This window comes from Streptomyces sp. DI166 (assembly GCF_900091315.1).
GTDB lineage: Bacteria > Actinomycetota > Actinomycetes > Streptomycetales > Streptomycetaceae > Streptomyces > Streptomyces fuscus.
Genome location: NZ_FLSP01000008.1, coordinates 1 through 26,584 on the forward strand (window position 1 = coordinate 1; position 26,584 = coordinate 26,584).

The 26,584-nt window shown below is 71.8% G+C and carries 24 protein-coding genes and 1 pseudogene; 7 read left to right on the forward strand and 18 right to left on the reverse strand.

What is annotated here, in order from left to right:
* From GA0115233_RS05920 to rimP, 4 genes and pseudogenes are all read right to left on the reverse strand, one after another.
* Positions 1 to 294 (reverse strand): annotated as a pseudogene (locus GA0115233_RS05920) (translation initiation factor IF-2 N-terminal domain-containing protein); the annotation flags it as partial.
* 146 nt (positions 295 to 440) lie between these two features.
* On the reverse strand, positions 441 to 719 hold the full coding sequence (locus GA0115233_RS05925; protein WP_093719013.1) for a YlxR family protein: 279 nt from the start codon (positions 717 to 719) through the stop codon (positions 441 to 443).
* 102 nt (positions 720 to 821) lie between these two features.
* Positions 822 to 1,808 (reverse strand): transcription termination factor NusA, encoded by a 987-nt coding sequence (gene nusA / locus GA0115233_RS05930; RefSeq protein WP_093719014.1) that lies wholly within the window; start codon positions 1,806 to 1,808, stop codon positions 822 to 824.
* Between the two features lie 2 nt (positions 1,809 to 1,810).
* Positions 1,811 to 2,320, reverse strand: coding sequence for a ribosome maturation factor RimP (gene rimP / locus GA0115233_RS05935; RefSeq protein ID WP_093719015.1), 510 nt, complete (start codon positions 2,318 to 2,320; stop codon positions 1,811 to 1,813).
* Between the two features lie 196 nt (positions 2,321 to 2,516).
* Here rimP and GA0115233_RS05940 point away from each other — a divergent pair, with 196 nt between their 5' ends.
* Genes GA0115233_RS05940 through GA0115233_RS05950 form a run of 3 tightly spaced genes read left to right on the forward strand, consistent with a single transcriptional unit; the run spans position 2,517 to position 4,432 of the window.
* The gene (locus GA0115233_RS05940) at positions 2,517 to 3,044 is read left to right on the forward strand and encodes a hypothetical protein (protein ID WP_093719016.1); all 528 of its coding nucleotides are present in this window, start codon (positions 2,517 to 2,519) and stop codon (positions 3,042 to 3,044) included.
* Positions 3,041 to 3,505, forward strand: coding sequence for a ferritin-like domain-containing protein (locus GA0115233_RS05945; protein ID WP_093719017.1), 465 nt, complete (start codon positions 3,041 to 3,043; stop codon positions 3,503 to 3,505). Before GA0115233_RS05940 ends, GA0115233_RS05945 begins: the two co-directional genes overlap by 4 nt.
* A 27-nt stretch (positions 3,506 to 3,532) precedes the next feature.
* Entirely contained in the window at positions 3,533 to 4,432 is a 900-nt protein-coding gene (locus tag GA0115233_RS05950; protein WP_093719018.1) for an aminoglycoside phosphotransferase family protein, read from the forward strand.
* A gap of 301 nt (positions 4,433 to 4,733) precedes the next feature.
* Here GA0115233_RS05950 and GA0115233_RS05955 read toward each other — a convergent pair whose 3' ends face one another.
* From GA0115233_RS05955 to GA0115233_RS05970, 4 genes are read right to left on the reverse strand one after another with little or no spacing between them, the layout of a single operon-like run.
* Positions 4,734 to 5,150: a hypothetical protein gene (locus GA0115233_RS05955; RefSeq protein ID WP_354432400.1), complete on the reverse strand. Its 417-nt coding sequence runs from the start codon at positions 5,148 to 5,150 to the stop codon at positions 4,734 to 4,736.
* Positions 5,036 to 5,719, reverse strand: a complete 684-nt coding sequence (locus GA0115233_RS42310) for a WhiB family transcriptional regulator (protein ID WP_141689476.1) — start codon at positions 5,717 to 5,719, stop codon at positions 5,036 to 5,038. Before GA0115233_RS42310 ends, GA0115233_RS05955 begins: the two co-directional genes overlap by 115 nt.
* A complete protein-coding gene (locus GA0115233_RS05965; RefSeq protein ID WP_176711654.1) occupies positions 5,716 to 6,519 on the reverse strand; it encodes a BN159_2729 family protein in 804 nt (267 codons plus the stop codon). Before GA0115233_RS05965 ends, GA0115233_RS42310 begins: the two co-directional genes overlap by 4 nt.
* On the reverse strand, positions 6,516 to 7,106 hold the full coding sequence (locus GA0115233_RS05970; RefSeq protein ID WP_093719126.1) for an RNA polymerase sigma factor: 591 nt from the start codon (positions 7,104 to 7,106) through the stop codon (positions 6,516 to 6,518). The genes GA0115233_RS05965 and GA0115233_RS05970 overlap by 4 nt, the downstream gene beginning before the upstream one ends.
* A 311-nt stretch (positions 7,107 to 7,417) precedes the next feature.
* Between GA0115233_RS05970 and GA0115233_RS05975 the strand changes: the two genes are divergently transcribed.
* Positions 7,418 to 7,840 carry a helix-turn-helix domain-containing protein gene (locus GA0115233_RS05975; RefSeq protein WP_093719127.1) on the forward strand — a complete coding sequence of 141 codons (423 nt, stop codon included), beginning with the start codon at positions 7,418 to 7,420 and terminating at the stop codon, positions 7,838 to 7,840.
* Between the two features lie 120 nt (positions 7,841 to 7,960).
* Complete coding sequence (locus GA0115233_RS05980; RefSeq protein WP_093719128.1) at positions 7,961 to 8,206, forward strand: hypothetical protein; 246 nt, start codon at positions 7,961 to 7,963, stop codon at positions 8,204 to 8,206.
* Positions 8,207 to 8,270: 64 nt separating this feature from the next.
* Here GA0115233_RS05980 and GA0115233_RS05985 read toward each other — a convergent pair whose 3' ends face one another.
* The 7 genes from GA0115233_RS05985 to GA0115233_RS06015 form a co-directional block, all read right to left on the reverse strand.
* Positions 8,271 to 9,971, reverse strand: a complete 1,701-nt coding sequence (locus GA0115233_RS05985; RefSeq protein WP_093719021.1) for a proline--tRNA ligase — start codon at positions 9,969 to 9,971, stop codon at positions 8,271 to 8,273.
* A gap of 72 nt (positions 9,972 to 10,043) precedes the next feature.
* Positions 10,044 to 10,574, reverse strand: coding sequence for a GNAT family N-acetyltransferase (locus GA0115233_RS05990; RefSeq protein ID WP_093719022.1), 531 nt, complete (start codon positions 10,572 to 10,574; stop codon positions 10,044 to 10,046).
* A gap of 19 nt (positions 10,575 to 10,593) precedes the next feature.
* Complete coding sequence (locus GA0115233_RS05995; protein WP_093719023.1) at positions 10,594 to 11,442, reverse strand: GNAT family N-acetyltransferase; 849 nt, start codon at positions 11,440 to 11,442, stop codon at positions 10,594 to 10,596.
* A 335-nt stretch (positions 11,443 to 11,777) separates the two neighbouring features.
* Entirely contained in the window at positions 11,778 to 12,935 is a 1,158-nt protein-coding gene (ispG, locus tag GA0115233_RS06000) for a flavodoxin-dependent (E)-4-hydroxy-3-methylbut-2-enyl-diphosphate synthase (RefSeq protein WP_093719024.1), read from the reverse strand.
* Positions 12,936 to 13,094: 159 nt separating this feature from the next.
* Positions 13,095 to 14,387 (reverse strand): M50 family metallopeptidase, encoded by a 1,293-nt coding sequence (locus tag GA0115233_RS06005; RefSeq protein ID WP_093719129.1) that lies wholly within the window; start codon positions 14,385 to 14,387, stop codon positions 13,095 to 13,097.
* A gap of 8 nt (positions 14,388 to 14,395) precedes the next feature.
* The gene (gene dxr / locus GA0115233_RS06010; RefSeq protein ID WP_255310061.1) at positions 14,396 to 15,829 is read right to left on the reverse strand and encodes a 1-deoxy-D-xylulose-5-phosphate reductoisomerase; all 1,434 of its coding nucleotides are present in this window, start codon (positions 15,827 to 15,829) and stop codon (positions 14,396 to 14,398) included.
* A 362-nt stretch (positions 15,830 to 16,191) separates the two neighbouring features.
* On the reverse strand, positions 16,192 to 18,123 hold the full coding sequence (locus GA0115233_RS06015; RefSeq protein WP_093719025.1) for an acyl-CoA dehydrogenase family protein: 1,932 nt from the start codon (positions 18,121 to 18,123) through the stop codon (positions 16,192 to 16,194).
* Between the two features lie 283 nt (positions 18,124 to 18,406).
* Here GA0115233_RS06015 and GA0115233_RS06020 point away from each other — a divergent pair, with 283 nt between their 5' ends.
* Positions 18,407 to 19,414 (forward strand): LacI family DNA-binding transcriptional regulator, encoded by a 1,008-nt coding sequence (locus tag GA0115233_RS06020; protein WP_093719026.1) that lies wholly within the window; start codon positions 18,407 to 18,409, stop codon positions 19,412 to 19,414.
* A 72-nt stretch (positions 19,415 to 19,486) separates the two neighbouring features.
* Entirely contained in the window at positions 19,487 to 21,529 is a 2,043-nt protein-coding gene (locus GA0115233_RS06025) for a glycoside hydrolase family 31 protein (RefSeq protein WP_093719027.1), read from the forward strand.
* 50 nt (positions 21,530 to 21,579) lie between these two features.
* Here GA0115233_RS06025 and GA0115233_RS06030 read toward each other — a convergent pair whose 3' ends face one another.
* The 3 genes from GA0115233_RS06030 to GA0115233_RS06040 are packed head-to-tail and all read right to left on the reverse strand — an operon-like array spanning position 21,580 to position 26,530.
* Positions 21,580 to 22,296: a glycoside hydrolase family 12 protein gene (locus tag GA0115233_RS06030; RefSeq protein WP_093719028.1), complete on the reverse strand. Its 717-nt coding sequence runs from the start codon at positions 22,294 to 22,296 to the stop codon at positions 21,580 to 21,582.
* Between the two features lie 38 nt (positions 22,297 to 22,334).
* Entirely contained in the window at positions 22,335 to 24,536 is a 2,202-nt protein-coding gene (locus GA0115233_RS06035) for a glycosyl hydrolase family 95 catalytic domain-containing protein (RefSeq protein WP_093719029.1), read from the reverse strand.
* A complete protein-coding gene (locus tag GA0115233_RS06040; protein ID WP_093719030.1) occupies positions 24,533 to 26,530 on the reverse strand; it encodes a beta-galactosidase in 1,998 nt (665 codons plus the stop codon). The genes GA0115233_RS06035 and GA0115233_RS06040 overlap by 4 nt, the downstream gene beginning before the upstream one ends.
* Positions 26,531 to 26,584: the final 54 nt, after the last annotated feature.

The following is a 26,584-nucleotide window of genomic DNA, read 5'->3' on the forward strand; positions in this document are numbered from 1 at the left end:
CCGCGGGCTTCTCGGCAGCGGGCGGCCTGGGAGCCGCCGGGCGCGGGGCAGCCGGACGGGCGGCCTGCGCGGGAGAGGGGGCTGCCGGCTTCGCCGGGGCAGCCTTGCGGGCGGGGCGGGCTTGCCGCCACCATTGCCCTGCTGGAGGGCGTCCGTCAGTTTGCGGACTACAGGCGCTTCGATGGTCGAAGACGCCGAACGGACGAATTCACCGAGTTCCTGGAGCTTGGCCATGACGACCTTGCTCTCCACACCGAACTCCTTGGCGAGTTCGTATACCCGGACCTTAGCCACTTCGCTCCTTTTAGGTCCGGGTTGCGGCCGGACCGTCGCTACTTCATGGGCGTACTCATCGCGTACTCATCGAGTGCTCATCGCAATCTCGACCTACTTCCGACTCGCGAGGTACCAGGGCCGCGCGGGGTTCCGCGCGACGCTTCTTACGGTGTTGCCTGCTCGACGTAGTGGCGCAACGCCGTGGTGTCGAGCGGTCCCGGGGCGCGCAACGCCCGTGGGAACGCCCGACGGCGTACCGCCAGGTCGAGACAGACCAGGGCGGGGTGCACATATGCACCCCGGCCGGGCAGCGTACCGCGATGATCCGGGACGCACTCGTCCTTGATCGCCACGATCCGCAGCAAGTCCTTCTTGGCCGCTCGCTCCCGGCACCCCACGCAGGTGCGCTCGGGGCAGGCTGGGGCTCGCGTCCGGCCAGACACTGCTAAGTCTACCTCCCTGTGCCGACCTCACCCCTTTGGGGCAAGAATCGAACAGTTGCCGCGCGACAACACGGCGTGATCTAAGCGCCTCGCGGCGTGGATCTATTCCCCGGGCTGCTCGGTGTCCGGGCGGATGTCGATCCGCCAGCCGGTGAGCCGGGCCGCAAGTCGGGCATTCTGCCCTTCCTTGCCGATGGCCAGGGACAGCTGGTAGTCGGGCACCGTCACCCGCGCGGAACGGGCCGCGAGGTCCACGATCTCCACCTTGGAGACCCGGGCCGGGGAGAGCGCGTTCGCCACCATCTCGGCCGGGTCGTCCGACCAGTCGACGATGTCGATCTTCTCGCCGTTGAGCTCGCCCATGACATTGCGCACCCGGCCGCCCATCGGGCCGATGCAGGCACCCTTGGCGTTCAGGCCCGAACGGGTGGAACGGACCGCGATCTTCGTACGGTGACCGGCCTCACGTGCGATGGCGGCGATCTCGACGGAGCCGTCGGCGATCTCCGGCACCTCCAGGGCGAAGAGCTTCTTCACCAGATTGGGGTGCGTGCGCGAGAGGGTGACGGAGGGGCCGCGGACGCCCTTGGCCACCCGGACGACGTAACTGCGCAGCCGCATGCCGTGCGGGTAGGTCTCGCCGGGCACCTGCTCCTGCACCGGCAGGATGGCCTCCAGCTTGCCGATGTCCACGAGCACGTTCTTCGGGTCGCGGCCCTGCTGGACCACGCCGGTGACGATGTCGCCCTCGCGCCCGGCGTACTCGCCGAGCGTGGCGTCGTCCTCGGCGTCGCGCAGCCGCTGCAGGATGACCTGCTTGGCGGTGGTGGCGGCGATACGGCCGAATCCCGACGGGGTGTCGTCGAACTCGCGGGGCTCCTGGCCCTCTTCGAGGTCCTCGGGGTCCTCCTTCGCCCACACGGTCACATGCCCGGTCTCCCGGTTGAGCTCCACGCGCGCGTGTCGGCGGCTTCCCTCGGTGCGGTGGTAGGCGATGAGGAGGGCCGATTCGATCGCCTCGACCAGCAGGTCGAAGGAGATCTCCTTCTCCCGAACCAAGCCCCGCAGGGCACTCATGTCGATGTCCACGGCTACGCCTCCTCCTCTTCCTTCATGTCCTTCTTGTCCTTGCGGTTGAACTCGACCTGGACCCGCGCCTTGGCGATGTCGGCGAAGGCGAGTCTGCGGCTGGTGGCCCTGCGGCCCTTCACACCGGGGACTTCGAGGTCCACGCCCTCGTCGTCCACGGTCAGGATCCGGGCCACCAGGTCGCCGCCCTCGGTGAGCTGGAACTTCACCAGGCGGTCGACGGCACGCACGTAGTGCCGGTGCTCCGTGAGCTCGCGCTCGGCGCCGGGGGTGCCCACTTCGAGGTCGTAGGCGGCATCGCCCATCACATTGGTCTCGTCGAGCTTCGCCGAGAGCGCGCGGCTCACATCGGCGATCTGGTCCAGGTCGGCACCGGAATCGGAGTCGACGACGACACGCAGCACTCGCTTGCGTCCGACGGAGTCCACGGCGATCTCTTCGAGATCGAGCCCCTGTGAGGTGACGAGCGGTTCCAGAAGTTCTCGCAGCCTCTCGCTCTGGGTGGTGCTCATCCGGGTGACTCCTCGGCCGCGTGTGCTGTTGTGGGATGGGTCGCGTGTCTGGATCAAAGGGTATCCGGTCCCGGGGTGTGTTGCCGTCCATCAGCAAGGACGCGGGTGCCGGTGGGTGGCCCCGGACGGGTCCACGGGTACGGTGATCACGGGCGCACAGCCCTCCCCCGCCGTTCGAGCACCGAGGACGTCAGCCGTGCCGTTTCCCCCACCGTCGCGCCCGCCCTCGGGGCCGCGCAGAAGGAGCCTGTTCCTCTCGGCCGCCGGCGCGGTCCTGCTCGCGGGCTGCTCGTCCGCCCCGGACACCGGCGGCACGGGCGGCAGTCCGTCGGCCGCCGACCGGGCACGCACGCGTGCGGCCCGGGACAGCGCGGATCTGCTGGTGCGCTACGACGCGGTGATCGCCGCGCATCCCCCGCTGGCCGAGCGGCTGCGCCCGCTGCGCGCGGAGGTGGTCCGGCACGTGGCGGCCTTCGGCGGTACGGGGAGGAAGAGCCCGGCGCCGTCGAAGCCGGCCCCGTCGCGGTCGGCGTCGGCGGCCCCACCGGTCGTGCCCACCGACGAGAAGGCGGCGCTGGCGGAGCTCGCCGCGGCCGAACGGGCCCTCGCCGACGCCCGGACCGAGACGCTGACGGCGGTCCCTGGCGAGCTGGCCCGGCTGCTGGCCTCGGTCGCGGCGGCCGGGGCGGCGCACGTGTACCTGCTGACGGAGGGTGAGGCGTGAGCGAGAGCAAGGCGGGAGAGCTGACGGCCCTCCAGGCGGCGCTGGCCGCCGAGCACGCTGCCGTCTGGGCCTACGGCGTCGTCGGCGGCCGGATCCGCGAGGGCCGCCGGGACGAGGCCCGCAGCGCCTACGACGCCCATCGGGCGCGCCGGGACGCGCTGCTGCGCGAGGTGCTTGACCTGGAAGGGGAGCCGGTGGCGGCGGAGCCCGGGTACTCCCTGCCGTTCGCGGTGCCGGACTCCCCGGCCGCGGTGCGCCTGGCCGCCGAGGTGGAGGACCGGGTGGCCGGGGTCTACTCCGATCTGGTGCGCGCCTCCACCGGGAAGCGGCGGCGTACGGCGGCGGAGGCGCTGCGGGAGGCGGCGGTGCGGGCGGTGCGCTGGCGCGGCGAGAGCGTAGCCTTCCCTGGGCTCGCCGAGCACGCGGGCACCGGCTCGGTGACAGCGACGCCCACGGCGTGACCTGTACTGGAAGGGAAACTCTCGCGTATGGCTTTCGAACCGCCGCGGCGTCTGGTCAGGGCGCTCGGTGAGACGGCACCGGGCGCCGACGGCTGGCTGGAGAAGCTGCCGGAGACGGCCCGGCAGGCCGTGGCACTACGCGAGTTGACGGTCGAGCGGGTCCAGGTGCCGGGCGGGCGCAGCAGCCTGGTGGTGCTGGTGCGGCGCGCCGACGGCACCCCGGCGGTGCTGAAGCTGGCGCCGCCGCGGGCCCGGCCGGAGAGCGAGCGGGCGGCGCTGGCGCACTGGAACGGCCTGGGCGCCGTACAGCTGCTGGAGCCGTTCACCACGGAAGGGGTGCTGCTGCTGGAGCGGCTGCACCCCGATGTCTCGGTGCGGTCCCTGCCGGAGGCGAAGGCGCTGCTGGAGGCCGCGGGCACGCTGCGCAGGCTGTGGGTGGTGCCGCCGGGCGACCACGCGTTCGAGACGGTGGCCGAGCGGACCGGCCGTCAGGCGGAGGCGATGCGGGTGACGGCGGCCTCGGAGCCGCAGGTGGCGGTGCTGGTGGACGCCGCGCTCGCCGCCCGCGAGGAACTGCTGGCGGCGCCCCCGGAGCACCGGCTGCTGCACGGCACGTTCCGGCAGAGCAAGGTGCTGGCCGGGGAGCGGACGCCGTGGCTGGCCGTGGGACCGGACCCGGTGGTCGGCGAGTGCGCGTTCGACCTGGCCCGGCTGGTCCGGGACCGGGTCGAGGACCTGATCGCCTCCCCCTCCGGTTCGGCCACCACCAGACGGCGCATCAAGCGCCTCGCCGAGTCCCTCGACGTGGACCAGGACCGCCTGCGCGGCTGGACGCTCTTCCGGGCCGTGGAGTCCGGCGTACGGGCACTGCGGGTCGGCCGGGAGAAGGACGCCGAACTGCTGCTGGAGTTCGCGGGCTGGCTGTAGGCCGGGGCCGCAAAGTCGCGTCGTCCGCCCGGAGTGCGGGCTCAGCGGCGCGTCCGGTGCGTGCTCTCGGCGTGCCGGGCGGGCGCCCGCGTACTGGTTGTACGCGGGTGGCCGGCCTGCGGTGAGTGGGGCTCCCCCCGGCGCGGAGCACCGGGGGGAGCGTGCCGGGCGGCGGGCGGGACTTACGGACACGGCCTGGGGCGACCCGTGTGCCACGCCCCCCTGCGGGGAGCCTCGCAGGGGGGCGTGGGGGGTCCGGCCGACGTGCCTCCCGAGCCTGCCGACCGGGGCTTTGGGCTGGTCAGTACGGGTGTTGCTGCCGTTCGGCGCAGGTCAGCATGTCCTCGACCGCCAGCAGGCGCGTGTGCTCACGGATGCGTGCCGCGCGGTCGTGCGCTTCTTCCCGTGGTGCGGGCGCCGCGTACGGCACATGCGCGAACAAGGGCAGCTCGGCGGGTGCGAGCGACCAGAACAGCGTGTGCTCCCCGGCACGGAGCGACAGCACCGGCCCCCCGTCCGCGTCCCGCTCGGTGAGAACAGCGCTGGACGGGTGCAGTGCCGCCAGCCAGGCGAGCAGGTGCGCGCGTTCGAGGCGGACACCGGTCAGCTCCTGTTCGTAGGAGTCGGCGTTGTGGCGCCAGCGGTCGCGTTCCTGCCGGCAGGTATCCAGGTCCAGCGCGAGTCGGTCGCGGGCGCGGAGCCGGAGGAACCGGCGCAGTGCGGCGGCCAGACGGGCCGGCGGCGAGGGCATGTCGTACTCCGGTGGCGGTGGACGGCGGGGGTGTTCCGGTCCGGCGGTGGTGCGGGGCCGGGTGCTCCTCGTCGGTCGCGGGTGGAGCCGGTACGGCGGTAGCTGCTCGCGCTCCGGGCGTTGGCGGCGCGGCACGCCTCGTCGACGGGCTCGCCGCGGCGCAGGTGCCGCTGGTAGGCGGCCCGGGTGCCGCAGGGGGCGGCCCGGTCCCGCGGCGGCACGGCCCCATTGCCGTCCGCGGCGGGCGCGCGGGGCGGTAACTGCTGCGCCCGGCGCTCCAGTTCGTGGCGCTGGGCCCCGGTCAGTCCGGCGACGACACCCTGGCGGCGGCAGCGGGGCAGGCCGCGCTCCCGGCGCAGCACGGCGTCCCGGCAGGCGTCGAGCACCGGACAGGCGGCGCAGATCGCCACGGCGGCGGCCCAGTACCGGTCCGTGAACCACAGCTCCGCGTCCCACTCCCGGCACGCCGCGCGCGCCTCCCAGACACGGGACCCCTGCTCCGGCATGACCGGGTTGGCCGGTGTACCGCGGTTCATCCGGCGGGCCCGGCCGGGCTGCACACCGGGGTGGCCGGTGGTTTGGACGGGGCGGGCAGGGCGGGGAGCGGTGTGGGGGCGGGGGCGGGGTCCTCGTGCTGCGGGACCGGCGTCAGCGGGCCCAGGTGGGTCGCCACGTTGGCGAGGGAGCAGCGTTCGGGGCGGCCGTCCACCGACATCAGGGGCATGCCGTCGTGGCTGCGCCAGCCCTGGAAGTACCAGACCTCCCCGTGCGCGTCGCGCTGCGGGACCGCCAGGTCGTAGGTGGTGGTGCCGAGCCGGAAGAGACGCTCGGGCGGGGCGGACCGGGCGAACGGCGGTGCCTCGACCGCCCGCGCCAGGACGGCCACCCGGACACCGCCGCGCTCCCCCTCGCCGACGACGGTGTGGGGGCGGTCGCCGTGCCTGACCTCGGTGATGCCCAAGTAGGCCCGCCAGTCGGCCCATTGGTGCGGGCCGTCGACACGGAGCACGACCCGTACCCGGTCCCCGTCCACGCGGACGCCGGAGGGCCCCGGGTGTTCGGTCAGCCGCTGCTCGATGACGGCGGCGACGGAACGGGCCCGGGCGCAGGCGGCGTCCCAGTCCAGCGCCTGCCGCTCCAGATCGGTGGCCGCGTGCCGGGCCCGGGACCAGCGGCCGTCGGACGTCCGGTGCAGCACCGCGCCGAAGGTGCGCTCGGGGTCGACCAGCAGCCGCGCGGAGTCGAGCGCCTGGGCGACGGCGGTCGCCTGTTCGGGCGGTACGGACTCCAGGACCGTACGGATCACGCCCGCGGCGTGCGGGAGGTTGCTGTTCATGCGGACACCGCCTCCGTCGTCCAGCGCAGTTTCCTGAGGGCCCGGTACGTCAGCGTCTTGACCGCGCCGACGCTGCGGCCCAGGGCGAGGGCCGTCTCCTGGGGGGTGAGTTCGTCGAGGAAGCGCAGTTCCACGCAGTGCCGTTGGAGCGCGTTGAGGCTGTGCAGGGCGCTGCGGACCGTCTCGTGGGCCTCGACGGCCTCCAGTTCGCGCAGGACGAGGGACTCCGTGTCGTGCTGCGTGAGCCGCGGCTCGTCGAACTCGGCGACCGGGGTCTCCAACCGGGTGCGGCCGCAGGCGACTTCGTCGAGGTAGAGGTTCTTGGCGATGGTGGTCAGCCAGGCGGAGAAGGCCCTGCCCTGCCAGGTGTAGTTGTCGATGCGTCGCAGGGCCCGGATGAAGGCCTCCTGGGTGAGGTCCTCCGCGAGATGTCTGTTGCGGGTGCGGACGAGCAGGAAGCCGTACACATGGCGGTAGTGCTCGTAGTAGAGGGCGGCGAACGCCTCCCGGTCACCGCCGCGGGCGCGGGCGATCAGTTCGGGTTCCGGGCCGGCCGGGGCGGTGGTGAGGGTGGGCGGTGGGGACACGATCGGTTCTCCCGTCACATCATCGATCTTCAATATTCATGTAGATGTAGATTCCTGAAGCGCACGCCAGCGGCCCCACGCCAGGAGCCGTGACCCGCGTTCCGAAGCGATCCACAGTCTTCACGTAGATGCATATAGTGTCAAGGCACGTACGCAGGGTGAGAGTTGAGGGTGTTTCACCCGCCCGGGAGGGGCCGGGGCGCGCGCGGTGGCACTCCCGGGCGGCGGTGCCTCCACGCGCTCCCCCGGTACCACCGCGCCAATCTGCGATCTACTTGCGCTTGTAGATATTGATGGCCGATCCTCGGATCGTGACGAACCCGCAGAGCCGCCCAGGAGACCCCGAACCAGGCCACGATCCACAGCGCCGGGTCGAGGACCTGGCAGGGCTGCTCGCCCGCCTGTTGGCCCAGGCCCCCGGCAGGACCCAGAAGGACCTCGCGATCGAGGCCGGCATCTCCTATCCCACGCTCAACGCCTGGATGAACCGCACCCGCGGCACCTCACGCATCGACCCGGAGAAGCTGCGGGCCATGGTCGAGGTGTTCCGGCGCTGGGGCGTGCGCACGACGCCGAAGGAGTTCTTCGAGGCCGCCGGCCGGCCCGTACCGGGGCCGAGCGAGGACGAGCGCGAGGCCCGGCTCCTGAAGCTGTACCGGCAATTGCCGGAGTCACGCCAGCGGGCGCTGCTCAAGGACGCCGAGGCCATGCTCCAGGTCAGTCGTATCGTCTGAGATCAATCGGCGAATATGCCGAAACGCCCCACAGGGCCCAGAGTCATCGGTACCATCAGTCAGCCGCTGACCTCCCGGAGCGGATCACTCATGCTGCAGTGCATCCCTGGGGAGACAGTTGTGTGCATCCACATTGCCCTGACCGAGGGCCTGACGGGGCTTGCCGTCTGGGACCCGGACGAAGTCAGGATCCGCGTCGCTTCGGACGCCCCCGTACGTGATGTTCTCCGGGAGTTGCGGGACATCCTGATCATCGACCTGGGCGCCCCCACCGCGCGCTGTGGGCAGCTGCGCTGCTTCTGCGGCATGCGGGTGGAGCTGCCCGAGGAACTCTTACTCCGCTGCCCCGCGGCCGAGGCCGGCTGAGCCTCCCGCAAACCCGTAGGGCCGCTCCCACCCGAGCGGGAGCGGCCCTACGGCTCGACACGTACTAAGCGGTCAGCTTCGCGATCGCCTCGTCCACCGTCAGCTCCTCGCGCTCACCGGTGCGGCGGTCCTTCAGCTCCACCACGCCCTCACCGGAGCGGCGGCCGGCCACCAGGATGCGCGGGACGCCGATCAGCTCGGAGTCGGTGAACTTCACGCCCGGCGAGACCCCGGCACGGTCGTCGCACAGGACCCGCAGGCCCTTCGCGGCGAGCTTCTCGGAGACCTCCAGGGCGAGTTCGGTCTGCAGTGCCTTGCCCGCGGCGACCACGTGGACGTCGGCCGGGGCGACCTCGTCCGGCCAGCACAGGCCCTTGTCGTCGGCGGTCTGCTCGGCGAGGGCTGCCACCGCGCGGGAGACGCCGATGCCGTAGGAGCCCATGGTGACGCGGACCGGCTTGCCGTTCTGGCCGAGGACGTCGAGCTTGAGGGCGTCGGCGTACTTGCGGCCGAGCTGGAAGATGTGGCCGATCTCGATGGCGCGGTCCAGCTTCAGACCGGTGCCGCAGCTCGGGCAGGGGTCGCCCTCCTGCACGACGACCACGTCGACGTACTCGTCGACCTCGAAGTCGCGGCCCGCGACGACGTTCTTGGCGTGCGTGCCCTCCTTGTTCGCACCGGTGATCCAGGAGGTGCCGGGGGCGACGCGCGGGTCGGCGAGGTACTTCACCTTCTCCAGGCCCTGCGGGCCGACATAGCCGCGGACCAGGTCGGCGCGCTCGGCGAAGTCGGCCTCGGTGACCATCTCCACGACCGCCGGGGCGAAGTGGGCCTCGACCTTGTCCAGGTCGACCTCGCGGTCGCCGGGGACACCGACGGCGACGATCTCGCCGTCGACCTTGACCAGGAGGTTCTTCAGGGTGGCGGAGGCCGGGACGCCGAGGTGGGCGGCGAGGGTCTCGATGGTCGGGGTGTCCGGGGTGGGGATCTCCTCGGCCGCGGGCACATCGGCGGCCTCCACCGGCTTCAGCTCGTAGGTGATCGCCTCGGTGTTCGCCGCGAAGTCGCAGTTCGGGCAGTCGGCGAAGGTGTCCTCGCCGGCCTCGGCGGGGGCGAGGAACTCCTCCGACTTCGAGCCGCCCATGGCGCCGGCGGTGGCGGCGCAGATGCGGTAGTCCAGGCCGAGGCGCTCGAAGATCCGGCGGTAGGCCTCGCGGTGCAGGGCGTAGGACTTCGCCAGGCCCTCGTCCTCGGTGTCGAAGGAGTAGGAGTCCTTCATCAGGAACTCGCGGCCGCGCAGGATGCCGGCCCGCGGACGGGCCTCGTCACGGTACTTGTGCTGGATCTGGTAGAGGATGACCGGCAGGTCCTTGTAGGAGGACGCCTGGTCCTTCACCAGCAGGGTGAAGATCTCCTCGTGGGTGGGGCCGAGCAGGTAGTCGCCGCCCTTGCGGTCCTTCAGGCGGAACAGCTCCTGGCCGTACTCGTCCCAGCGGCCCGTCGCGTCGTACGGCTCGCGCGGCAGCAGCGCGGGCAGGAGCACTTCCTGGGCGCCGATGGCGTCCATCTCCTCGCGCACGATGCGCTCGACGTTGGCCAGGACCCGCTTGCCGAGGGGCAGCCAGGACCAGATCCCGGCCGCGGTGCGGCGTACGTAGCCCGCGCGGACGAGGAGCTTGTGGCTGAGGACCTCGGCGTCCGCCGGGTCGTCGCGCAGCGTCTTCGCCATCAACTGGGACATGCGCTGGACCGGTGCGTTCGCCATGGGTGTCGTACTCCTGCTGCGTGAAGGTGATGGCAGGAGGTTATCCGGGTGGTGCGCGGGGGCGGAAATCGGTTAGCGACGGCGCAGCGGCAGCGGGGCGCCCATGACGGCGTACGGGCGGGGGGCACTGGGGAAGAGGACCTGGCGGGCGAGGTCCTGGTAGCCGAGGGAGTGGTAGAGGCCGCGGGCGGGGCTGTCGGTGTCGATCGCGGAGAGGATGGAGCGGGGTTCGCCGGCGGAGTCGGTGATCGTGGTGATCAGGGTGCGGCCGATACCGCGGTTCTGGTGGTCGGGGTGGACGTGCAGCTCGGTGATGACGAAGGAGTCGTCGAGCCAGAAGTCGGTGCCGCGGGCGCGCAGGTACGGCTCGACGACGGTGGACCACCAGTGGGCGCGGTCGTTGGGCATGCCGTAGACGAACCCGACGAGGCGTCCCCGCACGGTGGCGCCGAGGGCGCGGGCGCCGGGGAAGGTCATGTGGCGCAGGACGATCTGACGGCGTACGGCGACCTCGTCCGCGCCGAGTCCGAAGGCTACGGCTTGGACGGCCAGGGCCTCGTCCACGTGGGCCGACAGATCCAGGGGGCCGATCACGAGGTCCATGCGGGGAGGGTACAGGGAGCTAAAAGAGGACGCTCATGAATGCGCCGACCTCTTCGAAGCCGACGCGGCGGTACGTGCGGCGGGCGGCGGTGTTGAAGTCGTTGACGTACAGGCTCACCACCGGGGCCACGTCCGCGAGGGCGTAGCGCAGGACCGCCGCCATCGCGGGGGCGGCGATGCCGCGGCCGCGGTACTCAGGGGCGACCCAGACGCCCTGGATCTGGCAGGCGCGGTCGGTGGCGGCGCCGATCTCCGCCTTGAAGACGACCTTGCCGCGGTCGTCGAGGCGGGCGAAGGAGCGGCCGGACCCGACGAGTTCGGCGACGCGGGCCTGGTAGAGCAGTCCGCCGTCGCCTGCCAGCGGGGAGACGCCGACCTCCTCGGTGAACATCGCCACGCAGGCCGGCATGATCGTGTCCATCTCGTCCTTGCGGATCCGGCGGACGTACGGGTCGGGGGTGACCGTCTCGGGCATGCGGTCGGTGACCATCAGCGGCTGGTGGGCGCGGACGTCACGGGCGGGGCCCCAGTTGGGTTCGAGCAGCCGCCACAGCTGGGCGGTGGGTTCGGCGGGGCCGACGATCGAGGAGCAGCGGCGGCCGGCGCGACGGGCGCGGTCGGCGAAGGCGCGGACGGCGCGGGGGGTGGCGCAGATCGGGACGAGGTTGGCGCCCGCGTAGCAGAGGGCGGTCAGCATGCCGTCCTCGTACCAGCCCCACATCTCGCCGCCGAGACGCCAGGGGTCCAGGCCCGCGACCTGGACGCGGGAGGCGACGAAGGCGTTCGCGACGGGTTCGCGGTCCAGGACGGCGAGCGCCGCGTCCAGGTCGCTCGGTTCGAGGACCCGGGTTGTGGTCTGCGTCAACACGGGCGGGCCTCACGGGTCAGGGGGCTGATCTCCGCACTGTACCTGCGGAAGCTGAGACGTGCCTCGCGGTGTGCCAGTGCTTTCGGCATGCGGCACGTCCATGCTGCCCTGGGTGCCTGGGGCTCCGCCCTTAGACCCCCGCATCGGCCCTGAACGGGCCTCGTCCTCAAACGCCGGACGGGCTGGAAGTGGCCGGCCCGTGCAGTCACCTGCGGGTCTCCTCCGGGGGCTACGCCCCGGACCCCCGTCGGCCCCGAAAGGGCCTCGTCCTCAAACGCCGGACGGGCTGGGAGTGGCCGATCTGCGCGGCCACTCGCCCCGGGAATTCGGCCCCGTCAGCCCGCCACCGACACCGTCGGCTCGCCCGACGGGGTGCCCTCGTCCGTCATCTGTTCGGCCAGCTTCATGGCCTCCTCGATGAGGGTCTCGACGATCTTGGACTCCGGGACCGTCTTGATGACCTCGCCCTTGACGAAGATCTGGCCCTTGCCGTTGCCGGAGGCGACGCCGAGGTCGGCCTCGCGGGCCTCGCCGGGGCCATTGACCACGCAGCCCATGACGGCGACGCGGAGGGGGACCTCCATGCCGGTCAGGCCCGCGGTGACCTCCTCGGCCAGCTTGTAGACGTCGACCTGGGCGCGGCCGCAGGAGGGGCAGGAGACGATCTCCAGGCCGCGCTGCTTGAGGTTCAGGGACTCCAGGATCTGGATGCCGACCTTGACCTCCTCGGCGGGCGGGGCCGAGAGGGAGACGCGGATCGTGTCGCCGATGCCCTGGGAGAGCAGGGCGCCGAAGGCGACCGCCGACTTGATGGTGCCCTGGAACGCCGGGCCCGCCTCCGTCACACCGAGGTGCAGCGGGTAGTCGCACTGGGCGGCGAGCTGCTTGTACGCCTCGATCATGACGACCGGGTCGTTGTGCTTCACCGAGATCTTGATGTCCCGGAAGTCGTGCTCCTCGAAGAGGGACGCCTCCCACAGCGCCGACTCCACCAGGGCCTCCGGCGTGGCCTTGCCGTACTTCTGGAGCAGGCGCCTGTCCAGCGAACCGGCGTTGACGCCGATGCGGATCGGGGTGCCGTGGTCCTTCGCGGCCCGCGCGATCTCCTTGACCTTGTCGTCGAACTGCTTGATGTTGCCGGGGTTCACCCGGACCGCCGCGCAGCCCGCCTCGATCGCGGCGAAGACGTACTTCGGCTGGAAGTGGATGTCGGCGATGACCGGGATCTGGGACTTCTTGGCGATGGTCGCGAGGGCGTCGGCGTCGTCCTGGGTGGGGCAGGCCACGCGGACGATCTGGCAGCCGGACGCGGTCAGCTCGGCGATCTGCTGGAGGGTCGCGCCGATGTCGGACGTACGGGTCGTGGTCATCGACTGCACGGAGACCGGGGCGTCGCCGCCCACCGCGACCGTGCCCACCTGGATCTGCCGGCTCTTCCGACGCTCGGCAACCCTGGTCGGAACGGACGGCATGCCGAGAGAAATCGCAGTCATCTGCTGTGCAACCCCAAGTCGTGGATCAAGGTCCGGTCCCGTCAGCGGCGGGCTCCAGGGTTCGAGATTACGGTACGGGCCTGGCCTGGAGCACATCCCGGCGGCAAACCCACTCAATGGTGGACGGCCGGGAACCGCGGCGTTCCCGGCCGTTCATCGCTACGAGATGCGTACCGGGTTCACCACGTCGGCGATCAGTACCAGCAGCGTGAAGCAGACGAAGATCCCGGCCACCACGTACGCCACCGGCATCAGCTTCGCCACGTCGAACGGACCCGGGTCCGGCCGGCGCAGCACCTTCGCGGTGTTGCGGCGCAGCGACTCCCACAGCGCGCCCGCGATGTGGCCGCCGTCCAGCGGCAGCAGCGGGAGCATGTTGAACAGGAACAGGGAGAGGTTGAAGCCCGCGACCAGCATGACGGCCATGGCGAGCTGCTGGCTGGCCGGGATGTCCAGGGTGAAGATCTCGCCGCCCACCCGGGCCGCGCCGACCACGCCCATCGGGGAGTCGGCCTCGCGCTCGCCGTCGCCGAAGGTCGCGTCCCACAGGGCGGGGATCTTGCCGGGCAGCGCGGCGAGGGAGTCGACGGCGTCGCCGACCCGGTCGCCCATCCACGTCACGGACTCGCCGAAGTCCTGCTTGACGATGCCGGTGGCGGCGCTGAAGCCGAGGAAGCCCGCCTCGACGTACTCGCCCTCGACGATCTGGCCGCTGGAGTCCTTCTTGGCGACCTGGTTGGTGGCGATCGTCGCGGTGAGCGGGACCTCCTTGCCGTCCCGCGCGACGATGATGTCGACCTTCTCGCCGGGGTTGGCGCGGATCAGGTCGGAGAGCTGGTTCCAGTCGTCGGTGCGCACGCCGTCGAAGGCGACGATCCGGTCGCCGGCCTTCAGGCCCGCGGCGGCGGCCGGGGAGGCCGCGTCGGACTTCTTGCACGTGTCGCGGTTCTCGCTCTGGGCGATGACGCACTTGGAGACCGAGCTGACGGTGGTGGTCTGCTGGGAGATGCCGAAGCCCATCAGCACCGTGAGGAACAGGCCGATGGCCAGCACCAGGTTCATGAACGGGCCCGCGAACATCACGATGACCCGCTTCCACGGCTTGCGCGTGTAGAACAGGCGGGTCTCGTCACCCGGCTTGAGTTCCTCGAACGCGGCCTCGCGGGCGTCCTCGATCATGCCGCGCCACGGCGAGGTGGAGCGGGCCTCCAGGCGTCCGTCGGGGCCGGGCGGGAACATGCCGATCATCCGGATGTAGCCACCGAACGGGACGGCCTTGATGCCGTACTCCGTCTCGCCCTTCTTGCGCGACCACAGGGTCGGGCCGAAGCCGACCATGTACTGCGGCACGCGGATGCCGAAGAGCTTGGCGGTGGACAGGTGCCCCAGCTCGTGCCACGCGATCGAGAACAGCAGTCCGACGGCGAAGACCACTATGCCGAGGATGAACATCAGGGTCGTCATGCACGGGCCTCCGCCGTCTGTGCCGCCAGTTCCCGGGCCCGGGTCCGCGCCCAGGTCTCCGCTTCGAGGACGTCCGCGACGGTGAGAGAGGTTCCCGTGGCCGGGGTTCCGTGTTCCTGGACCACCCGTGTGACGGTATCCATGATCCCGTTGAACGGCAGCGCGCCGGACCGGAAGGCCTCCACGCACTCCTCGTTGGCGGCATTGAACACCGCCGGGGCCGTACCCGCGAGCTCACCGACGTGGCGGGCGAGGTTCACCGACGGGAACGCCTCGTTGTCGAGCGGGAAGAACTCCCACGTCGAGGCCGTGCTCCAGTCGAACGCGGGCGCCGCGTCCGGGACGCGCTCGGGCCAGCCGAGGCCGATGGCGATGGGCCCCCGCATGTCGGGGGGCGTCGCCTGCGCGATCGTCGATCCGTCCGTGAACTCCACCATCGAGTGAACATACGACTGGGGGTGCACGACGACCTCAATGCGGTCGAAGGGAATGTCGTAGAGCAGGTGCGCCTCGATGACCTCCAGCCCCTTGTTGACGAGGGTCGCGGAGTTGATCGTGATCACCGGGCCCATGGCCCAGGTGGGGTGGGCGAGGGCGTCCTCGACGGTGACGTGCGCCAGCTCTTCCTTGGTACGGCCGCGGAAGGGGCCGCCGGAGGCGGTGACGACGAGCTTGCGGACGTCCGCGCGGTTGCCGGAGGCCAGGGCCTGGAAGAGGGCGGCGTGCTCGGAGTCGACCGGGATGATCTGACCGGGCTTGGCGAGCGCCTTGACCAGCGGGCCGCCGACGATGAGCGACTCCTTGTTGGCGAGCGCGAGGGTGCGGCCCGCCTCCAGAGCGGCGAGGGTGGGGGCGAGGCCGATGGAGCCGGTGATGCCGTTGAGGACGGTGTGGCAGTCGGAGGCGGCGACCTGCGTGGCCGCCTCGGGCCCGGCGAGGATCTCGGGGAGCGGCTCGCCCGGGCCGTAGTGCTCGCGCAGCGCTTCGCGCAGCTCCGGTACGACGTCCTCGCGGGCGACCGCGACCGTGTTCACCCGCAGGCGGTGGGCCTGCTCGGCGAGGAGGGCGACGCGCCCGCCGTGGGCGGAGAGCGCGGTGACCCGGAACCGGTCGGGGTTGCGCAGCACGAGGTCGATGGCCTGCGTGCCGATCGACCCGGTGGAGCCGAGGATCACCACGTCCTTGGGACCGTCGCCCGCGAGGGGGTCGTAGACCAGGTGCGGGTCGGCGAGGGCGCGGGCCGGAAGCCCCGTCGTCCGCCCGGAGGGCGGGCCCTGCGGCGTCAGGCGCGTGCTCTCGGCGTGCCGGGCGTTGACCCTCGTACTGGATGTACTTGGGTCAGCGCCCGGTGCGTCGAGAGTGCGTGCATGGCGTCGCGGGGCAGACGGGGCTTCCGGCCCGCGCCCTCGTGGGGCTGGAGAGTCGCTCATTCCCCCATTGTGGCCGGAACCGGGGGTGGGAAGGACAGAGCGGTCCCCCTCACGGGGGGGGCGGAAGCCACCGGTGCCCGGCTCGCGCGGCGCGCAGGGCACTCCCCCTGGCCGGGGGCGGTTGGCGCGGACACCCCGCTCGCACGACGGGCCCCGCCCGAGGCCGACAGCCGCCGACGCCCCGCTCGTACGGCAGGCCCGCAGGACGGCCTCCCTCACAGAAGGAGGTCATGCGGGCTCCCAGAGGCGGGGAACTCCGGGCAGCCCCCTCATCGGGGCCGTGTGCGCGGACATCCTGCTCGCCGGGCAGGCGCTCCCCCCTCACGGGGGGCCGAGGGGGGAGCGCCCGGTCCGTCACGCCGTCAGCGGATCTCGCGGTGGACGTTCTCCCGTTCGCTGGGGCCGGGGGTCGCGTCCGCGATCCACGGGCCGTCGGTGGAGGGGTCGACGATGCCGTCCTCCAGCCACTCGTACGTGCCCGACATCACGCCCTTGACCACCGTGCGGTCCAGGTCGTCGGTGTTGTGCCACAGGCGGCCGAAGAGTTCCTCGATCCGCAGCCGGGACTGGCGGCAGAAGGCGTCGGCGAGCTGGTACGCCTCCCGGCCGTGCTCGCCCTGGGCGCGCAGGTGCTCGGCGCGGACGCAGACGGCGCTCATGGCGAACAGTTCGGCGCCGATGTCGACGATCCGGCCCAGGAAGCCCTGCTTGGTCTCCATCCGGCCCTGCCAGCGGGACATGGCGTAGAAGGTGGAGCGGGCCAGCTTGCGGGAGGTGCGTTCGACGTAGCGCAGGTGGGTGGCCAGGTCGACCTCGTGCTTGAAGTCGCCGTACGCGTAGGGCAGCTGGCCCTGGCCCGCGACCAGCTTCGGCAGCCACTTGGCGTAGAAGACGCCCGCGCCCGCGCCCGCCTTCGCCTTCTGCTGGAGGGACTTGTCGGGGTCGATGAGGTCCCCGGCGACGGAGAGGTGGGCGTCGACGGCCTCGCGCGCGATGAGCAGGTGCATGATCTCCGTGGAGCCCTCGAAGATCCGGTTGATGCGCAGGTCGCGCAGCATCTGCTCGGCGGGGACGCCGCGCTCGCCGCGGGCCCGGAGCGAGTCGGCGGTCTCGAAGCCGCGTCCGCCGCGGATCTGGACCAGCTCGTCGGCCATCAGCCAGCCCATCTCGGAGGCGTAGAGCTTGGCGAGGGCGCCTTCGATCCGGATGTCGTTGCGGTCCTCGTCGGCCATCTGGGAGGCGAGGTCGGTGACGGCCTCCAGGGCGAAGGTGGTGGCCGCGATGAAGGAGATCTTGGCGCCGACCGCCTCGTGGTGGGCGACGGGCTTGCCCCACTGCTCACGGGCCGCCGACCACTCGCGGGCGATCTTCAGGCACCACTTGCCGGCCGCGACGCAGGACGCGGGCAGGGACAGCCGCCCGGTGTTCAGGGTGGTGAGGGCAATCTTCAGGCCGGCGCCCTCGGGGCCGATGCGGTTGGCGGCGGGGACCCGGACCTGGTGGAAGCGGGTGACGCCGTTCTCGATGCCGCGCAGGCCCATGAAGGCGTTGCGGTTCTCGACGGTGATGCCCGGCGAGTTGGTCTCGACGACGAAGGCGGTGATGCCGCCCTTGTGGCCCTCGGACTTCGGCACCCGGGCCATGACGACGAGGAGGTCGGCGACCACGCCGTTGGTGGTCCACAGCTTCACCCCGTCGAGGATGTAGTCGTCCCCGTCGGGCACGGCGGAGGCGGCGAGCCGGGCCGGGTCGGAGCCGACGTCCGGCTCGGTGAGCAGGAAGGCGGAGATGTCGGTCCGGGCGCAGCGCGGCAGGAACCGTTCCTTCTGCTCGGGGGTGCCGAACAGCTTCAGCGGCTGGGGCACGCCGATCGACTGGTGGGCGGAGAGCAGCACGCCGATGGCGGGCGAGGCGGAGCCGGCCAGGGCGAGGGCCTTGTTGTAGTACACCTGGCCGAGGCCGAGGCCGCCGTACTTGGTGTCGATCTTCATGCCGAGGGCGCCGATCTCCTTGAGGCCGGTGATGACCTCGTCGGGGATGCGGGCCTCGCGTTCGATCAGGGCGCCGTCGACCTTGGTCTCCAGGAAGTCGCGCAGTTTGGCGAGGAACTCCTCGCCGCGCTGGGTGGCCTCGTCGGTCGGCATGGGGTGCGGGTGGATGAGGTCGAGCCGGAAGCGCCCGAGGAACAGTTCCTTGGCGAAGCTCGGCTTGCGCCAGTCCTGCTCACGGGCCGCCTCGGCCACTTGGCGCGCTTCACGCTCAGTCACTGTGGGCTTGGTCGTTGGTGCGGACATGAGGCTCACCTCGCCGCGAATAGGGATCTCTGACAGATCGTGAGACCGGTCGTGCGGACATAGAGTTACCGACCGGTGCTACTCGATCGTATGTACCCGATTCGCGGCGAGGTGACCACCCCGCGTGCGGCCGTTCGGCCGATGTCGGCCTTGATTTGGTTGTCGAAGCGCTTCGACAGCCTATGGACACCCACCCTCCGTGCGGCTACTGTCGAACCACCCTCACCCGCCCCTATTCATCGTGCGCACTGTCGAAGCGCTTCACACAACTGGGAGAAGCCGGATGGTCACCCTCGCCGAGGTCGCCCAGCACGCCGGAGTCTCGGCGAGCACGGTGAGCTATGTCCTCAGCGGCAAGCGGTCCATCTCCGCGACCACCCGGCAGCGGGTCGAACAGTCCATCCGCGAGCTGGGCTACCACCCGAACGCGGGCGCGCGGGCGCTGGCCAGCAGCCGCTCCAACATCATCGCGCTGATGGTCCCGCTGCGCACCGACATGTACGTGCCGGTGATGATGGAGATCGCCATCGCGGTGGCCACCACCGCGCGCACCCACGGCTACGACGTCCTGCTGCTCACCGGCGAGGAGGGCCCGGACGCGGTGCGCCGGGTCACCGGCAGCGGGCTCGCGGACGCCATGATCCTGATGGACGTCGAACTCGACGACGAACGCCTGCCGCTGCTCAGGGAGGCCGCCCAGCCCTCCGTACTGATCGGGCTGCCCGCCGACACCACCGGGCTGACCTGCGTCGACCTCGACTTCCGGGCAACCGGCGCGCTGTGCGTGGAGCACCTGGCGGGGCTCGGCCACCGGGATGTCGCGGTCATCGGCGAGGCGCCCGCGGTCTACGAACGGCACACCGGTTTCGCCGAGCGGACGCTCGACGGGCTGCGCTCACGTGCCCGGGAGACGGACGTACGGCTGCTGCACCGGCCCTGCGAGGGCGGCTACGACGCCATGGCCGTGACCCTCGCGCGGGTCTTCGACGAGCGCCCCGGCACCACCGGGTTCGTGGTGCAGAACGAGTCGGCCGTGGAGCCGCTGCTCGCCCTGCTGCGCCAGCAGGGCCGCGCGGTGCCGGAGGACGTCTCCGTGGTCGCGATCTGCCCCGACCAGGTCGCCGTCCAGGCGTCCGTACGGCTGACCTCCGTCTCCATCCCGGCCCAGGAGATGGGCCGGCGCGCCGTGGAGCACCTCGTCGCCAAGCTGGACGGGCGGGGCGCGGACGAGGTCGTGCTCCTCGCTCCCGAACTGACGGTCCGGGCGAGCTCGGGACCGGCCGCTTCCTGACCCGCACCTGCCCCTGACGCCCCTTGCCCCCTGGGGGCGGCTTCCCCCTGCCATCGTTCAGGAGTACGCCTCGTGAATCTGCCTGCCGAAACCCCTGTGAAGGTCAGCCTGGCGCAGTCCTCCCCCACCGTCGGCACGTTCCGCGAGCGCGACGGCGCGCTGGAGTGGAGCGGCCGCCAGGAGACGGTGCGCGTGGAACCGTGGGGCCCGGACGCGGTGCGGGTACGGACCCGGCTCGGCGGGCCGGTGCTGGAGGACCTGCCGGGCGCGCTGCTCGACGAGGCCCCGGCGACCTCGTCGACCGTCAAGATCGAGGACGGCCGGGGGCAGCTCACCGTCGGCGCGCTCACCGTCCACATCGACGCCGAGGGCATGATCCGCTTCGTGCGCACCGGAGACGGCGGGGAACTGCTCGCCGAGGAGCGCGCCCACTTCTGGTGGCCGGGACCCCGGCTGTACACGGCGGTGGGCAACGGCTACCACCGCCTGGAGCAGCGCTTCGCCGCCTACGACGACGAGAAGCTGTACGGCCTCGGCCAGCACCAGCACGGACGCCTGGACCAGAAGGGCCTGGTCCTGGACCTCGTCCAGCGCAACGCCGAGGTCTGCGTCCCGGTGCTGGTCTCCAGCCGCGGCTACACCCTGCTGTGGAACAACCCGGCGATCGGCCGGGTGGAGCTGGCCCACAACGGCACGCGCTGGGTGGCCGACTCGGCCCGGCAGATCGACTACTGGATCTGCGCGGGCGACCCGGCCGACGGTCAGCGCCGCTACAGCGCGGTGACCGGCCGCACGCCGATGCTGCCGGAGTGGGCGGCCGGGTTCTGGCAGTGCAAGCTGCGCTACCGCACCCAGGACGAACTCCTCTCCGTGGCCCGGGAGTACAAGCGCCGGGGCCTGCCCCTGTCCGCGATCGTCTGCGACTTCTTCCACTGGACGCACCTGGGCGACTGGACGTTCGACCCGAAGGAGTGGCCGGACCCGGCGGCGATGGTCCGGGAACTGGACGAGATGGGCGTGAAGCTGGTCGTCAGTGTCTGGCCGTCGGTCTCCCCGCTCTCCGAGAACCACCCGGTGCTGGAGCAGCGCGGCTGGTTCATCGGCACCCAGTACGGTCCGACCGCGCACGCCGACTGGCCGGACAAGGAGGTCGCCTCCACCGTCCAGGTCGCCTTCTACGACGCCACCAACCCCGGGGCCCGCGACTTCGTGTGGTCCAGGATCAGGGCGAACTACCTGGAGCCGTACGGCATCACGGCCTTCTGGCTGGACGCCTGCGAGCCGGAGCTGAAGCCCGGCTTCCAGGAGAACCTGCGCTACTGGGCGGGCCCCGGTCTGGAGGTCGGCAACCTCTATCCCGCGGAGAACTCCCGCGCCTTCCACGAGGGGCTGACGGCGGCCGGGGAAACCGAGATCGTCACCCTGAACCGGTCGGCGTGGGCGGGCAGCCAGCGCTACGGCGCCGCCCTGTGGTCCGGCGACATCGGCACCGACTTCCCGACCCTGCGCCGCCAGATCGCGGCGGGCCTGAACACCGCGCTGTCCGGCATCCCCTGGTGGAACACCGACATCGGCGGCTTCCACGGCGGCGACCCGGAGGACCCCGCGTACCGCGAAGTCATGGTCCGCTGGTTCCAGTTCGGCGCCTTCTCGCCGCTGATGCGCCTGCACGGCTTCCGCGACCCCGGTATGCCGCTCGGCCCGGACATGACGGGCGGCCCCAACGAGGTCTGGTCGTATGGGGAGGAGGCGGGGGCGATCCTGGAGCGGTACCTGCGTCTGCGCGAGCGGCTGCGGCCGTACGTCATGGAGGTCATGCGGGCGGCGCACGAGGAGGGGCTGCCGGTGATGCGGCCGCTGTTCCTGGAGTTCCCCGCCGACCAGGCGTGCTGGGGGGTCGACGACGCCTACCTCTTCGGCCCCGACCTGCTGGTGGCGCCGGTGCTGACGGCGGGCGCCACGGCCCGCACCACGTACCTCCCGGCGGGCGCCCGCTGGACCGACGCGTGGACGGGACGGACGTACGAGGGCGGCCGGGCCGTGACGGTGGACGCGCCGCTGGACCGCATCCCGCTGTTCCTGCGCGACGGCGCCGAGCTGCCGATCGCGGAATGACGTGTGCGGCCGGTCCCGTAGGGGAGGATCGGCCGCACACTTTCACCCGGTCAACTGCTGCTGACCGTCAGGTTGTTGGTGCGGAAGTCCAGGCCGCCGGCGGACGAGGTGATCTCGTAGCCGAACTGGACGTCACCGATGGTCTCGTTGCCCATCCAGCCCTTGGTGTCCTTGATCCACTTCAGGATCGGCAGGAGGTTGACGGTCCCGGAGCTGGAGTCCGAGGTGCGCAGGAACGAGAACACCTCGTTGGCGCCGTTGTTGCCCTTGTACACGTTCCAGGTGTGCCCGCCGAGCGTGACCGAGCCCTGAGGGGTGCCGAGCGGACCGACGGCACCGTTGTGGTTGACCCACAGCATGATCTCGTAGTCGTAGTCCGTGTCCCAGATGTCGTACGAGGTGTTGTACGCGCCGGACGACGGGACGGTGACGTTGTAGGTGCTGGTCAGCGAGGTGAGGGAGGTGATCGGCTTGTTGACCACCTTCTTGGCGTTCGGGTACGACTTGATGCCGCCGGTGTTGGGGTGGTCGGCCCAGACGCCCCAGTTGGTGCCTGAGTTGGCCCAGACGCACTGCGCGCCCGCGCCGGAGCCCCAGATGTTGTTGTAGAGGGTGTAGCCGTTCAGGCTGGTGTTGCCCCACTGGTCGCAGGAGCTCCAGATCGCGGCGTGCGCCGGGGCGGAGGCGAGGCCGACGGTGGCGCCGAGCGCGAGCGCCGGGGCGAGCAGGGCCTTGGTGAGGCGGCCGAGTGTGCGGGTCGCTGCCATGGGTGTCCTTCCATGGGTGGGGGGACATGGGGGGGGTGTCACCGCGTCCTCTCGGTGAGGACGTGGTCTTCTCCGGCGACGAGATCGAGTGCGCTCGTTCCGGAGGAAGTCCTGAGTTCGACGCGGACGGTGCGCGTGGGGCGGATCAGGGCGGTCACCGTGTCGGGGGTCCAGGTGAGGTCGAGCCCGGCGCCGAAGCGGGTGCGGATACCGCGCAGGCTGCCCCTCCGGTACGCCCGTGGAAGGGCGGGGAGCAGGACCAGGCGCCCCGGCGTGGACTGCACGAGCGACTCGATCAGCAACGCGGGCAGGGCGTGGGCGGCGTCGGCGTTGTAGACGTGCCGGTTCGGGTAGTGGGCGCTCATCAGGGAGGCGTGGAAGTAGTCGCCGTCCAGGACCTGGCCGAGGGCGTGGGCGACGCGGTCGGCGTCGCGCAGGCGGGCGGCGACGAGGGCGTGGTGGAGGTGGCCGTGCGCGGAGTCGTTCTCGGCGCCGCGCAGTTCGAGGGCGCGGAGGGCGGCTCGGGCGAGGTCGGGGGTGTCGTAGGGGTTGATCTCGGTCAGGGGCCAGACGCCGTACAGGTGGCTGAGATGGCGGTGGTCGTAGGTGTCGCGGAGACCGGGGCTCGCCCATTCGGCGAGCGCGCCCTCGTCGTTGATCCGGTGCGGGGGGAGCCGGTCGGCGAGGGCGCGCCAACGGTCCGCGTGCTCGGGGTGGTAGTCGGCGGCGGTGGTCAGGGCGTGCCGGGCCGCCGAGAGGTCCATGGCCGCGTTGATGGTCGCCCAACTCGCGTTGGCGGGGCGGTTCTCCGGTGAGTAGGAGGGGACGACGACGAGGTTGCCGTCGGCGTCGGTGCGGGTGAGGAAGTCCTCGTAGAACCGGGCGGCTTCGGCGAGCAGGGCGGCGGTGCGCGGGTCGCGGGTGCCGTGGGTCTCGTCGTGCTCGACGAGCGGGGCGAGCAGCCAGTCGGCGCCCGCGGTCCACAGGTGCAGCGGGTACTCACGGCTGAAGTGGTACAGATGCCCGGACTCGCCGTCGGTGTGCGCGGGAGCCAGCACGCCACGGGTGCCGAAGATCGCGCGGGCGTTGTCGCGCCAGTGCTCCACCTGGCCGTGGAGCAGGGCGGCGTGGGCCTCGGTGACCTCGGGGAGGGCCGCCGCGGTGGCCGAGGCGATCTGGAGGTTGAGGTTGGCGTCGGTGGTGAAGGCGCCGGACCAGGCGGTGTCCCAGTCGCCGGTCCACAGGCCGGTGAGGCGGGGCGGGAGCATGCCGCTGCTGGACAGCAGGTGGTAGCGCCCGGCCGCGAAGAGCCGTTCCAGCAGGGCCGCGCTGCGCGTCCGCTTCAGCAACTCCGCGCCCGGCAGGGCGCGTTCCGCCGGGTCGGCGTCGAGGTCGAGGGTGACGCGCTCGTAGGCGGCGCGGTGCGGGGGGAGGTGGCGGGCGAGGAGGGTGTCGTACGGCTGCTCGGTGCCGGGGAGGAGTGCGCGCAGTGCGCGCCCCTCGGCGAGCACGTCGGCCTCGCCGGTGTGGCGGCGGACGCGGGTGAGCAGCAGGACCGTGGCGGCGCCCTCGACGCGCAGGCCGGGCGGGACGAGGGAGCGGGCGCCGCCGGTGACGACGGCGAGGGTGACCCCGGTGTACGCGCGGTCGCTGCCTGGGTAGCGGGCGCGCAGGCTGAGCAGGGCGCCGTCGCCGGTGAGGACGGCGCTCTCCCCGATGCCGAGTCCGTCGGGGGCGCCGGGGAGGCGGTGGTCGAGGGCGATGTCGAGGCGGCGGCCGGGTGTGGTGACGTACTGGACGATCACGTCGTCGGCTCGGGAGACGAAGACCCGGCTGGACCGGCCCTCGCAGACGGCGGTGGCCTCCCCGGTGGTGAAGTCGACGGAGCGCCGGTAGCCGTGCTCGGCGCCGGGCGTCTCGCTGCGGAGCCTGACCTGGAAGGCGGGATGGAAGGGCTGCACCCACTGCAGCGGGCGGCCGTCGGTGAAGTCGTCGGCGGCCGTGGTGTCGCCGGCGAGGAGCCGGTCCTGGAGTTTTGGGAGGCGGGCGGCGAGTTCGGGCGGGCGGGCGTCCTCGCTGCCGTTCGGGCGGACGAGGGCGTGATGGGTGACGATGACCCGGTCATCGTTCGGATCACCGAACACAAGGACACCGTGACGGCCGTTGCCGCTGAGGAAGGCGTCCTCCCAGCGGGCGGCCGGTGCGGGTTCCCAGGTGCCGTGGACGGGGGTGCCGGTCATGGCTTCAGCACCGCCGCTCCGTAGCGGTCGAGGGTGACCTCGTCGGTGACCTTCGCGCCGGTCAGCAGGTCGTGGTGGGTGCCGGGGACGGGAACGGTGACCGGTTCGCGGGCGTGGTTGAGCAGGAAGAGGGCCTCGCCCCGGCGTACGGCCTCGACCTGCGGGGGCAGTCCGTCCAGCGGGGGCCGCACGCCCGCCTGCGCGGCGATGCGCGCGAGCAGCTCGCGCAGGTGGGACGGCTCGGGGAGGGTCGAGAGGTACCAGGCGCGCCCGTTGCGGAGCACAGCGGGAAGCCCATCGAGTTCGCCGCCCTCGTAGGCGGCCACGACCTCGGCGCCCTCCACGCTCTCGATCTCCTCCGACCACAGCGTCCCGCCGAACCCGCCGCACCGGATGCTCTCCCCCGCCTCCAGTGGCCACCACTCGTGCAGGGTGCCGATCCCGAACAGTTCGCGCAGCCGGGCGTCCATGCCTCCGGGGCGCACCCGGTCGTCCTGGTCGGCGATGCCGGTGAGGAAGCCGGAGACGAGAGTGCCGCCCCGGCGGACGTAGGCGACGAGACTGTCGATCGCGGTGTCGGTGAGCGCGTACAACTGCGGGACGACGACCATGCGGTACCGGGTCAGGTCGTGCTCGGGGTGGGCGAAGTCGGCGGTGAGGTGGGACTCCCACAGGGCCCGGTGCCAGGCCGTGAGGACCTGTGCGTAGTCGACCTCGGCGGACAGCCGCCCTTCGTGGGCGCCGGCCCACCAGGAGTGCCAGTCGTGCAGGATCGCGAGGTCGTTGACGGTGTGGGTGCCGGTCACCTCGGGTGCGATACGGGCAAGTTCGGCGCCGATCCGCCGCACCTCCCGGTACGTACGGCCCCGCTCCCCCGCGTGGCCGACCATCCCGGAGTGGAACTTCTCGGCGCCCTGCCGGGACTGGCGCCACTGGAAGTAGCAGACCGCGTCGGCGCCACGGGCCACGGCCTGCAGCGACCAGAGCCGGTTGAGGCCGCGGGGCTTGGGGTGGTTGACGCCCCGCCAGTTGACCGGGCCCGCCGCCTGCTCCATCAGCATCCAGGGGCCGCGGGCCTGGGAGCGGGTGAGGTCCTGGACGAGGGCGCCGTGCTGGGCGCCGAGCGGGTCGCGGGGGTCGGGGTACAGGTCGACGGAGACCACGTCCTCCTCGTCCGCCCACCGCCAGGCGTCCACGCCCTCCCACAGCGGCATGAAGTTGGTGGTCACGGGGATGTGGGGGCTGTAGCGGCGGACGATGTCGCGCTCGGCGCGGTAGCACTCCAGCAGCATGTCGGAGGTGAACCGCTTGAAGTCGAGCACCTGGGACGGGTTGCGCAGGTAGTGGGCGCGGCGCGGGGTGTGGATCTCCGCCCAGTCGCCGTAGCCCTGGCTCCAGAAGGCGGTGCCCCAGGCGGTGTTGAGGGCGTCGAGGGTGCCGTACCGCTGCTTGAGCCAGTCCCGGAAGCGGGCGGCGGCGCGGTCGCTGTGGTCGTAGGTGCAGTACTCGTTGTTGATGTGCCACATCGTGAGGGCCGGGTGGCTGCCGTAGCGGGCGGCGAGGTCCTCGGTGATGGCGGCGGCGTGGTGGCGGTAGGTGTCGCTGGAGTGCGAGAAGTGCTGGCGGCCGCCCCACCACTCGGTGCGGCCGTCCTCGTCGACGGGGAGGGTGTCGGGGTGGAGGCGGCCGAGCCAGGGCGGGGGTGAGGCGGTGGGCGTGGCGAGGACCACGCCGATGCCGCTCTCGTGCAGCAGCTCCAGCAGGCGGTCCAGCCAGCCGAACTCCCGCTCACCCGGCCGGGGTTCCAGCTTCGCCCAGGAGAAGACGCCGACGGTGACGGAGTTGACCCCGGCTTCCCGCATCAGCCGGATGTCGTCGGGCCAGGTCTCCTCGGGCCACTGCTCGGGGTTGTAGTCGCCGCCGAACAGGATGCGGCCCCGGGTGGCGTCGGCGAGGGCCGGCCTCACGCGGGGAGGCAATGGAGGCAGGGGCATGAAACACACCTCGCTGAGTGGGAAGGGGGGTTGCTCGTCCGAGGTCCGAGGTCC

Bases quoted from the DNA above. Each gene is read 5' to 3' on its own strand.
- GA0115233_RS05985 (WP_093719021.1), bottom strand. From the start codon at position 9,971: ATGGCGAACGCACCGGTCCAGCGCATGTCCCAGTTGATGGCGAAGACG.
- GA0115233_RS05990 (WP_093719022.1), bottom strand. From the start codon at position 10,574: ATGGACCTCGTGATCGGCCCCCTGGATCTGTCGGCCCACGTGGACGAG.
- ispG (WP_093719024.1), bottom strand. From the start codon at position 12,935: ATGACTGCGATTTCTCTCGGCATGCCGTCCGTTCCGACCAGGGTTGCC.
- GA0115233_RS06035 (WP_093719029.1), bottom strand. From the start codon at position 24,536: ATGACCGGCACCCCCGTCCACGGCACCTGGGAACCCGCACCGGCCGCC.
- GA0115233_RS42310 (WP_141689476.1), bottom strand. From the start codon at position 5,719: ATGAACCGCGGTACACCGGCCAACCCGGTCATGCCGGAGCAGGGGTCC.
- rimP (WP_093719015.1), bottom strand. From the start codon at position 2,320: ATGAGCACCACCCAGAGCGAGAGGCTGCGAGAACTTCTGGAACCGCTC.
- GA0115233_RS06005 (WP_093719129.1), bottom strand. From the start codon at position 14,387: ATGTTCATCCTCGGCATAGTGGTCTTCGCCGTCGGACTGCTGTTCTCG.
- GA0115233_RS06020 (WP_093719026.1), top strand. From the start codon at position 18,407: ATGGTCACCCTCGCCGAGGTCGCCCAGCACGCCGGAGTCTCGGCGAGC.
- GA0115233_RS06040 (WP_093719030.1), bottom strand. From the start codon at position 26,530: ATGCCCCTGCCTCCATTGCCTCCCCGCGTGAGGCCGGCCCTCGCCGAC.
- GA0115233_RS06030 (WP_093719028.1), bottom strand. From the start codon at position 22,296: ATGGCAGCGACCCGCACACTCGGCCGCCTCACCAAGGCCCTGCTCGCC.
- dxr (WP_255310061.1), bottom strand. From the start codon at position 15,829: ATGAGCGACTCTCCAGCCCCACGAGGGCGCGGGCCGGAAGCCCCGTCT.
- GA0115233_RS05965 (WP_176711654.1), bottom strand. From the start codon at position 6,519: ATGAACAGCAACCTCCCGCACGCCGCGGGCGTGATCCGTACGGTCCTG.
- GA0115233_RS06015 (WP_093719025.1), bottom strand. From the start codon at position 18,123: ATGTCCGCACCAACGACCAAGCCCACAGTGACTGAGCGTGAAGCGCGC.
- GA0115233_RS05950 (WP_093719018.1), top strand. From the start codon at position 3,533: ATGGCTTTCGAACCGCCGCGGCGTCTGGTCAGGGCGCTCGGTGAGACG.